The sequence below is a fragment of the Haladaptatus sp. genome, assembly GCF_049589095.1.
Lineage (GTDB): Archaea > Halobacteriota > Halobacteria > Halobacteriales > Haladaptataceae > Haladaptatus.
The window spans coordinates 1-2,134 of the sequence record NZ_JBAWAC010000251.1 but is presented as its reverse complement, the minus strand read 5'-3'; the positions used below and the strand labels follow the sequence as shown (position 1 = coordinate 2,134).

1 protein-coding gene is annotated in these 2,134 nt (G+C 66.2%); it reads left to right on the top strand.

The genetic code is table 11. The features are described from left to right. Positions 1 to 2,093, top strand: a 2,093-nt coding sequence (locus tag WBV42_RS08180) for a GH32 C-terminal domain-containing protein (protein WP_423985590.1), incomplete at its 5' end; no start/stop codon positions are given. Between the last annotated feature and the right edge of the window lie 41 nt (positions 2,094 to 2,134).

The window sequence follows — 2,134 nt, the reverse complement described above, 5'->3', positions numbered from 1 at the left end:
AGTCGGCGCTCGATTGGGCGACGACCGAACTGGGTGCCGTCGATCGTGTCCCGGTTACGGACCGCCACGACGGTGATTTCGAGGAATACGACGTCCTCTGGTGGCACCGTGATACACCGGTGAACCCGCAAACCATCGCCGAGGCGGCCGACGTATTTGCCGCCTATTTCGAGCGGGGGGGCACCCTGCTGTTGACCGGCCAGGCGTTGACTGCGGTCGAAGCGCTCGGGGTCGACCCGGTCGCACCGGACGCCGTGGGCACGGAACCGGTCGAGACGCCCGTCGGCCCGCTGTGGAAGACCCAGTATGCCGACCATCCGGCGGTCGCCGCCTTCGACGACGTTCGATTCCACACGCGTGGCGGTGGCGGCACTCAGTCGTTTGCGCGATATGACAAGGTCCTCCCGGAACGTGCGGACGTCCTCGCGGGGACCGTCCGAGGGGACATCGACCGCCCGGACGAGGTGTCCGTCGTCGAATGGAAGCCCGGAACGGGGACGGTTCTCGGTGTCGGGGCAAACGTCGAATTCGACGCTCACGGCGCGGACGGCGGCCGCGAAACCTTCCTTGCGGGCTGTCTTCGTTTTCTCGGGGAAAATGCCGACAACGGTCTCGTCGGGCGGCCGAAGGCTGCCGCCGACCTCGCCGCGATGCGTACCGACTTTCGTGACGACTACGACCGTCCGAGTTATCACCTCACACCACCCGCGAATTGGTTGAACGACCCGAACGGCCTCATCGAGTGGAACGGCACGTATCACGCGTTCTATCAGTATAATCCGGGCGGACCCTACCACGACACGATTCACTGGGGGCACGCGACGAGCGAGGACCTCGTCCACTGGGAGGACCGTCCCGTCGCGCTCACGCCCAACCCCGACGGTCCCGACCGCGACGGTTGCTGGTCGGGATGCGCGATCGACGACGACGGGACGGTTCACATGCTCTACACGGGCGGGCGCGACGGACGGCAACTCCCGTGTCTCGCGACGGCGGTCGACGAAACGCTCGACGTGTGGAAAAAGGACCCCGAGAACCCGGTCGTGGCCGAGCCACCGGTCGAACTCGATATCCTCTCGACCGACCACTGGGACGCCGAGTTCCGCGACCACTCCGTTTGGCGCGAAAACGGCTCGTGGTATCAGCTCATCGGCTCTGGTATCGCGGGTGTGGGCGGGACGGCACTCCTCTATCGCTCGGACGACCTCCTCGACTGGACGTATCTCGGGCCACTGTACACGGCCGAGTCGGAGGCGGAAGGCCACATGTGGGAATGCCCCGAACTCCTCGACTTCGACGAGGAGCGCCTGCTCCACGTCTCGAACTACGAGCACGTGCGCTACTTCCTCGGGACCGTGCGTGATGCGCGCTTCGAACGCGAAACGTCCGGGATACTCGATTACGGCGACTTTTATGCCCCACAAACGCTACGGGACGGTTCGGGACGGCTGCTCACGTTCGGATGGCTGAAGGAGGCGCGGAGCGAGCGCGCACAGTGGGACGCGGGGTGGTCCGGAGCGCTTTCGCTCCCGCGAGTCCTCGAAGTCGAGGACGGCGAACTGCGCCAACGGCCCGCCGCCGAGGTCGAATCGCTTCGTGGCGGCCATCACGGGTTCGAATCCCGGGGACTCTCCGACGGCCACCGTGAGGTGCTCCAAACACGTGGCAGGGCACTCGAACTCGCGGTCTCACTGGATCTCGGCACCGCCGACGAGGTGGGCATCGTTCTCCGGGAAACCGTGGACGGCGAGGAGCGGACGCCGTTGCACGTCCGCCGGGACGAACTCATCCTCGAACGCTCCACGTCGAGCCTCCACCCGGAAACGGCCGACGACCCGATACGGATGCCGCTCGACGGGGAAGGGAGGGTCGACCTCAGGGTGTTCATCGACGGGTCGGTCATCGAAGTGTTCGCGAACGAACGGCGCTGTCTCACGGGACGGATCTATCCGACTCGCGCGGACGCCGACGGCGTTTCGCTCTACGCCGCGGGCGGGGATGCCCGCATCGTGACCCTCGACGCGTGGGAACTCGACGTTTCCGCCACCTCGTCGGCAGGTATCGGGTCGACCGTCGAGGTGGGCGACGGCTGAATCAGTAGCTGCCGTTATCGTTGCCGTCCTCGTCCTCACCG